General features: G+C 66.2%; 8 protein-coding genes. All 8 read right to left on the reverse strand.

Annotated features, from left to right (window positions below; genetic code table 11):
- Positions 1–36 precede the first annotated feature (36 nt).
- The gene (locus WMO24_RS07885) at positions 37–1,095 is read right to left on the reverse strand and encodes a hypothetical protein (RefSeq protein WP_349215855.1); all 1,059 of its coding nucleotides are present in this window, start codon (positions 1,093–1,095) and stop codon (positions 37–39) included.
- Positions 1,096–1,116: 21 nt separating this feature from the next.
- Complete coding sequence (locus WMO24_RS07890) at positions 1,117–1,728, reverse strand: hypothetical protein (protein ID WP_349215857.1); 612 nt, start codon at positions 1,726–1,728, stop codon at positions 1,117–1,119.
- 37 nt (positions 1,729–1,765) lie between these two features.
- The gene (locus WMO24_RS07895; protein ID WP_349215859.1) at positions 1,766–1,942 is read right to left on the reverse strand and encodes a hypothetical protein; all 177 of its coding nucleotides are present in this window, start codon (positions 1,940–1,942) and stop codon (positions 1,766–1,768) included.
- On the reverse strand, positions 1,939–3,477 hold the full coding sequence (locus WMO24_RS07900; protein ID WP_349215861.1) for a portal protein: 1,539 nt from the start codon (positions 3,475–3,477) through the stop codon (positions 1,939–1,941). The genes WMO24_RS07895 and WMO24_RS07900 overlap by 4 nt, the downstream gene beginning before the upstream one ends.
- Positions 3,474–3,632: a hypothetical protein gene (locus WMO24_RS07905; RefSeq protein ID WP_349215863.1), complete on the reverse strand. Its 159-nt coding sequence runs from the start codon at positions 3,630–3,632 to the stop codon at positions 3,474–3,476. The genes WMO24_RS07900 and WMO24_RS07905 overlap by 4 nt, the downstream gene beginning before the upstream one ends.
- Before the next feature lie 15 nt (positions 3,633–3,647).
- A complete protein-coding gene (locus WMO24_RS07910) occupies positions 3,648–5,219 on the reverse strand; it encodes a terminase large subunit (RefSeq protein ID WP_349215864.1) in 1,572 nt (523 codons plus the stop codon).
- A gap of 195 nt (positions 5,220–5,414) precedes the next feature.
- The gene (locus tag WMO24_RS07915) at positions 5,415–5,771 is read right to left on the reverse strand and encodes a helix-turn-helix domain-containing protein (RefSeq protein WP_349215866.1); all 357 of its coding nucleotides are present in this window, start codon (positions 5,769–5,771) and stop codon (positions 5,415–5,417) included.
- 318 nt (positions 5,772–6,089) lie between these two features.
- Positions 6,090–6,338 (reverse strand): DUF4177 domain-containing protein, encoded by a 249-nt coding sequence (locus WMO24_RS07920; RefSeq protein WP_349215868.1) that lies wholly within the window; start codon positions 6,336–6,338, stop codon positions 6,090–6,092.
- Positions 6,339–6,491: the final 153 nt, after the last annotated feature.

The raw sequence follows: 6,491 nt of genomic DNA on the forward strand, positions 1-6,491 counted from the left end.
CCCCCCCCCCCCCCCCCCCCCCCCCCCCGCCACGGCTCAGCCGGTGATCTCTTTTTCTGCCACCGGCGAGGGGAACTTGCCTTCCGTCTCCTGATAGGCGCGCACCCGTGTGCCCGCCTCGGCGCCCGGGGCCTTGCCCATTTTGCGGGTGGCGCTGTAGCGCGGGTCCGTGCCGTCGGTGGTATACCACACGGTGCCGTCCGCCGTCACCGCGCCGTCGGTGGCGGAGATCTCCGGCGCCGCCAGCACCTCCACGCCGTCGCCCGTGGTCACGTCCACGTAGATGCCCACCGCCTTGTGGCCGTAGACAAAGCAATCGTAGTAATAGCGGCCCTCGATCAGGTTGCCGCTGATGCCCGGCGGGTCGATGTGCAGGTTGTTGTCGCCGATCTTCTCCGGCGCGCAGGCCGCGCGCTTGTGCACCAGCAGGAAGTTGACCCCCTTGGGAAGGTACTCGTCCGGCACCTCCACCACCGGCGCGCCGAACATTTCGCCCACCTGGCCCTTGGCCACGGCCTTGACGCCCAGCTTCTCCAGATTTTTGAACTGGTCGGTTTCCACCAGGGCGTTGAACACCCCGGTGTTCACGTACCAGGTGCGGTTGGCCACGGGCACCTTGCCGTTGACGAAGGTCTGCCGGGCCGCGCTCATGCGCTGGATGACGTTGTCCTTGCCGATGGCCTCGGCCGTGCCCGCGATGGTGCCGCCCAGGGTGCACAGGCGGCCCAGGCAGTATTTGTCGTAGGCCGGGATCACCGCCTCTTCGGTCTCGATCTTCATGAACCGGCCCGCTTTGTTGATGCACTGGTCCACGCTGTTGCCCTTGTCGATCACCGCCGAAAAGCTTTTGTCCTGGGTCATGGTCAGCTCCTGCACGGTGTCGCCCACCTCGGTGGGGGTGCCGTAGCGGTTGGAGGTGGCCGCGCGGTCGTAGTCGTTCAGGGGCACGGTGTCCACGTTGGAAATGCGCACCGTGCGCGCGCCCACAAACTCCTCTTCCCGGCAAAGGCGGCCCTTGACCACGCTTTCCAGCGTGAAGGCCTGATCCAGCTTTTTGGCGTACTTTTCATGCAGATGTACGGTCTGTCCTGCCATGTTCTCTCTCCTTTTCTCTCATCAGTTCTCGCTGTCCCACCCGGCCGTGAAGGGGTCCGCGGGCAAAGCCGCGCCCAGCCCCCGGGCCGAGCCCGGCACGCTGGCACGGTTCTGCTGGTCCGTGCGGCGGGCCTGCTCGCCCATGCGGTACTGCTCCAGCGCGTACCGCTCGTAGGCGTGGACCGGGCTTTCCCCCCGGGCCACCTGGGCCATCACCGAATCCGGCAGGCGGCCGGTGCCGTCCACCGCGTCGGGATAGCGGGTCAGCAGCTCCACAAACTGACGGCGGCGGTCCGCCCCCAGCGGCGCCGGGGCCCCGGCGTCCAGCTGGCTGCGGGCTTTGTCCACGTACTCTTCCACGCTGACGCCCGCCGCCTGGGCGTACCGGCCCATCAGTTCAAAGGCCGGCAGCGCCGCGTCCAGCTTTTTGGACACGTCGTCAAACACCATGCCCTTCTGGGCCAGGGTGCGCGCCTCGGTCATGGGAATCTGCTGCTCCTTGCCGTGGTACTTCACGGTGAGGGTGGGTTCCGGCTCGGCCGCGGGCTCGGGCTGGGGTGCGGGGTCTTGTCCGGCCTCGCCCCAGTCGAACAGCGCTTCGTCCGTCCGGGTGACTTGGGTCTCTTCTTCCATATTGCGCTCCTTTCCGCCTTGTCCGGCTTTGGGAGGCTCAATCCGGCTTGTCCGCCGGGTGAACCTGTGAAATGGGCCGCAGCTCTTCGCCGCAGGCCTGCTTGTAACGGCTGCACGCCGGGTTGGGGCACAGCCAGGTGATGCGCACGCCCGCGGGGTCCCGCTCGTCTACGTGCAGGACCCGGGCCGGGCGGCCGCAGACCGGGCACTTCATGCCATCACCTCCCCGGCCGGCAGCGCCGCCTGGGCCTTCTGCCGGCGGATGGCCTGGATCAGGCTGTCCCGGCCGGTGATGCAGTCCTTGGGCAGGTTTTCCAGATAGGCCTCGGCGTCGGTGAGCACCCCGTTCTGGAACAGCTGGTCCAGGGTCTGCACCTGCATGACCTCGCTCCAGTAGGTGGCCGCGCCGATCTCCACGTTCAAATGCAGGCGCAGCGAGCGCAGGGACGAAAAATCGAAGGGGACCACCTGTTCGGCGCCGGTCTCGTCCGTCATGCGCACGGCCCGCACGCCGTAGTTGCGCTGCATCATGTCCAGCCAGATGCGCACGCTGTCCTCCACAAAGGCGTAGAAGTCCTGCTTCTGCAGTTCCAGCGGCATGCTGGTGGCCTTCTGGGTGGCCACGATGGCCGAGGTGTTCTCGGGCGTGATGTTGCCCAGCACCGCGTCCGACGCGCCCATGGTGTCCCGGGTGTAGTCGATCATGGTGTTCAGCAGCTCCATCACCTGGTTGGACATGTCCGCCGCCCGGAAGTTGGCCGCAATGGCCGACCCCGGGTCCCCGGGCACGCCGATGGCCGCCCCCACCCGGTTGTCCCAGCCGCCGGGCAGCAGGTTCTTGTTGTACACCACCTTGGGGAAGGCCATCATTTTCACATGCTGCATGGCCATGGCGAACAGCTTGTTGATGTAGATCTGGTTGGGGATGACCGCCGTCACCAGCGCCTGGCCGTGGTACTGGTTTTTCACCTTCTCCCAGGCGAAAAACGCCACCGGGTACTGCCGGTACCCCGTGTCCGTGGCCGGGCGCACCAGGGCGGTCTTGGTGGCCTCGCAGAACCACACCGTCCCGTTTTCCTTCCAGTAACGGCGGATCACCGTCACTTTTCCGTTTTCCGGGGCGTCGCCGTGGCGGTGGTCGTCCTCGTCGGGGACAATGTCCTCTTCGGGCACGCCGCGGGCACTGGCCGCGGCGCGCACGTCCCGCACCAGCCGCCGGTACACCAGCAGCAGGTAGGGCTGGCTCTGCACGTCCGCGTTCTGGGGGTTGCCGAAGTGCACGGCGGTGTTCTCCAGAATCTCCGCCCGGATGATGCCCGGGGTGGGCGCAAAGCCCGCGGCCGGGGCCTCGGCGTCGGGGTCGAAATAAAAGTGCATGCACCCATCCCCGTCCACGGCGGCGTTGCGGATCACTTCCCGGGCCTTTTTCTTGAAGGCCGTCTGCTCCATGATCTCGCTGAACTGGGCGCTGAGCATGTCCGTCACGGTTTTTTGCCGGGCGCCGCCCTCGAAGGTGTCCAGCCCCACGGCGATGTCGTCGGACATGATGGAGGAGATGCAGAACTTCACCACCCGGGCCAGCACGTTGATGACCGGCTTGTCCAGATCCGGGGCGCGCACGCCTCTCCACTGGTTGCCGGTATAGAAGTCCTCGTTGCGCTCCACGGTCTCGTACAGGCCCAGGGCGTTGTCAAAGGCCTCGCCCTCCCCGTATTCCCGCCACAGGGCGGCTGCGTCCGGCTGGCTCATCGGCCGTCACCTCCCATCTGAGGGTCGCCGTTGTAGGCCCAGAAGTTGCGCCACTGGTCGGCCAGGTCGCCGCCGGGGGCCGCGGGCCGCACCAGCGCCTCCAGCGCCGCCAACCGGGCGCACAGTTCGTCGTATTGTTTTCGTGTGAGAAACATGGTCTGCTCCTTTCTTCATCCGTAATTGAGAAAGCTCTCCAGCTCCGGGTCGCCCCGTTGCTCCCGGTCGGTGGTGTAGGCCTGCTGGGGCCGGATATAATGGGCGATGGCCAGCGCCATCACGCAGTCGTCGTGGGCCCCGGCCATGGCCTCGGGGCGGCCGCGCTCGTTCTTCACAAAGCTCAGCATCTCCCACAGGGTGGTGCGGTCCTGCACGGATGCGGGGTCCTGGCGCATCTGCTGCACCAGCCCCGCCACCAGCAGCGGCCGCGTCAGGGCCGTGGTGCGAAAGCCGTAGCGCTTCTGGTACCGGTGGGTGTAGGTGTCCTCGGTCTGCCGGGTGTACAGCCGGGGATAGCCCAGCCGCTGGCACTCCTTCACCGGGAAGGTGGAAAAGTTCACCTCAATGCCCAGCAGCGCCGTGTTGTACCAGTAGCCCAGGCACATGCACTGCCGGGCGAAGGCGTCCTCGTCGTACTGGCGGCGCAGCGTGGCCACCTGCCGGCCCGTGGTGTTGTCCAGCACCTGCGCCACGAACCAGTCGCTGCCGTCCCCGGCGGTGTCCGCGCCGATCACATAGGGCACGCCGGGCCGGGGCCGCTCGTACACGGTCAGGCCGCCGTCCGGGTCCTGGCACACCCCGGCCAGCCGCAGGGTCTGGCCATCCAGCGCCTCGTCCAGCCGCAGGGTCAGGCCCCGGGGCGCGCGGCCCAGCCTTTCCAGCACCGTCTCTTTGTCGAACACGCACGCCCCGGTGGTGAGGAAGGCCTCTTCCGGGCAGGACGGGTACTCCTGCCGGAACAGCCGCTCGTCCCCGCCGCAGGCGTTGCGGATGCACCAGCGCCGCCAGCTCAGCTGCTCATCGTCCAAACCGTAGCGCTGCTGCAGCTGCCGCTCTTCCCGGGTGGGCACCAGCCCCCGGGCCGGGCGGCGGTACTCGGGCTGCTCCCACCAGGCGCAGAACACCGGGGCGAAGTCGCTCTCCCCGGCCACGGCCGCCGCCCACCGGGCCTGAAAATCCTCGTAGCCGTTGGCCGTGCTCTCGATGACCACCAGCGTGTCCGGCTGGGCGGGCACCGCCTGCAAAAGGCCCAAAAGCGTTGCCTCCTTGTCCCCGGGCCAGAAGGCGTATTCGGAGAGGTGCAGGTTCTGGAAGGTATCCGACCGGCCCACCCCCTCGCCCCCGGCGGTCATCACCCGGATGGCGCTGTCCAGCCGGGAAAACTGCATGCCCCGGGCGCTGTTGGAGCCGCACCGGGGCCGCAGCGCGTGGGGCAGGTGGGCGTACATGCGCTTGGTGATGGAGAACAGGTTGGCCGCGGCCTCGTCGGTGTGGGCCACAATGCCGCTGCGGGCGTGGAACCGGGTGGCCGTGCGCTTGAACAAAAGCCCCTCGGTCAGGGTGGAAAAGCCCATCTGCCTCGCCTTCAGCACAATGGCCCGCATGGGCTTGCCCGCCTTGTACTGGGCGGCCAGGGCATCGTACAGCTTTTGCTGGGGGCCGTTGAGCACCAGCGGCACCAGCCGGCCGTTTTTGGCCCGGATCTTCAGATACTGTTCCATGTACGCCTGTGTGTTTACCGCCATGGGCTTCCTCCTTTCGGTGTGATGTGGGATTCGGGGAATGGCTCGCCGGGGCGCTGCACAAGGTAAACGGGGTGCATGGGGGAGACGTCCCGGGGATTTCGCCCCCCGCGGGGGCGCCAAAGAACGCGCGGGCGGGGCAGCCGTTCTCCCGGCCGGAAAAAACGCGCGGGCGGGGCAGCCGCCCGCAAATCCGATTTAAAATTCGTCGCCGGTGATTGCGGCCAGACAGTCCTCGAAGCTGGCGGTCTCCTCGGGCTCGGGCTTGTCGCGCCAGGCGCCGCCCCGCCGGTTTTTCAGCCAGTAGATCTGGGCGGTGGTGCTGCCGTTGACGGCGCTGCGCCACAGGGCGGCCTCCACCTGATAGTCGGCGGCGTCCTTTTCCTGGCGCAGGGCCTCGTCCATTTCGGGGAACTGGGCCCGCCAGCGCCGCAGCTGCGGCACGGACACGCCGCACCGCGCGGCAATGTCCTTTTCGCTGACGCCGTCCCGGGCCCAGCCCTCCAGCAGCGCCAGCCCCTCGGCGGTGCACCAGTATTCTGTTTTCTTTTTCAAACGGTTCCCGCCCTTTCAAAGCCGCCCGCAGGCGGCGGATGTTTTTCAGAAGGCCCTGCCCGGGCCTTTCGCGGTTTTGCGGCCCGCGCGGGCCGGGAAAAGCCTTGCTTTTCTGGTTCTCATTGTAAAAAAAAGGCGATGGGGCGCACAAGGCGCGCCATGGGGCATGCGGTACCGCCCGTGGGACAAACCCAAAAGCCGACAAAAGCCGGTTGACAAAAAAACACCCGGCCCCACGTGGGGCCGGGTGTTTTCGCTGAGAGGGGACAAAAAAAGAGGGAAGACCGCAAAGTCTTCCCTCTTTTTAAAGAAAACGCCTCAGCCCAGCTTTTCAAATACCATGGTCGCCTGGATCCGGTCACCGCCGCCAAATCCTTTGCTGCCGCCGCTGGCTGTAGAAATGGTATGGAGGCGATAACCTTTTTTCGCCTGCGCATTCATTACATTCTCCAGTTCTGTCAGGTTGCCGGAACCCGTGCCGAAAAATTTTTCTTTCAGCGTTACCTGCAGCACTACATCGTGCAGCGGCTGACCCGATCCACCGAATAAGATGATTCCTCTTTCCATTTGTCCACAAACTCCATCTCAGACACCTCCTGTTTTATAAATAACGTTTACACGTTATTTTTCACAGTCCTGTTCACCGCTTATTTCTGCCAGGGCCATTTCCAGCGGCGCTTTTGCGGGGCCGGTTCTTCCCTGCGCGCCGCGCGCTCCGCC

Origin of the sequence: Ruthenibacterium intestinale, assembly GCF_040096265.1 — a bacterium.
In the GTDB taxonomy this organism is placed as follows: Bacteria; Bacillota; Clostridia; order Oscillospirales; family Ruminococcaceae; genus Ruthenibacterium; species Ruthenibacterium komagatae.

What these genes read in the sequence shown, in the direction of transcription:
- WMO24_RS07885 (WP_349215855.1), bottom strand. Translation starts at nt 1,095, where the DNA reads ATGGCAGGACAGACCGTACATCTGCATGAAAAGTACGCCAAAAAGCTG.
- WMO24_RS07890 (WP_349215857.1), bottom strand. Translation starts at nt 1,728, where the DNA reads ATGGAAGAAGAGACCCAAGTCACCCGGACGGACGAAGCGCTGTTCGAC.
- WMO24_RS07895 (WP_349215859.1), bottom strand. Translation starts at nt 1,942, where the DNA reads ATGAAGTGCCCGGTCTGCGGCCGCCCGGCCCGGGTCCTGCACGTAGAC.
- WMO24_RS07900 (WP_349215861.1), bottom strand. Translation starts at nt 3,477, where the DNA reads ATGAGCCAGCCGGACGCAGCCGCCCTGTGGCGGGAATACGGGGAGGGC.
- WMO24_RS07905 (WP_349215863.1), bottom strand. Translation starts at nt 3,632, where the DNA reads ATGTTTCTCACACGAAAACAATACGACGAACTGTGCGCCCGGTTGGCG.
- WMO24_RS07910 (WP_349215864.1), bottom strand. Translation starts at nt 5,219, where the DNA reads ATGGCGGTAAACACACAGGCGTACATGGAACAGTATCTGAAGATCCGG.
- WMO24_RS07920 (WP_349215868.1), bottom strand. Translation starts at nt 6,338, where the DNA reads ATGGAAAGAGGAATCATCTTATTCGGTGGATCGGGTCAGCCGCTGCAC.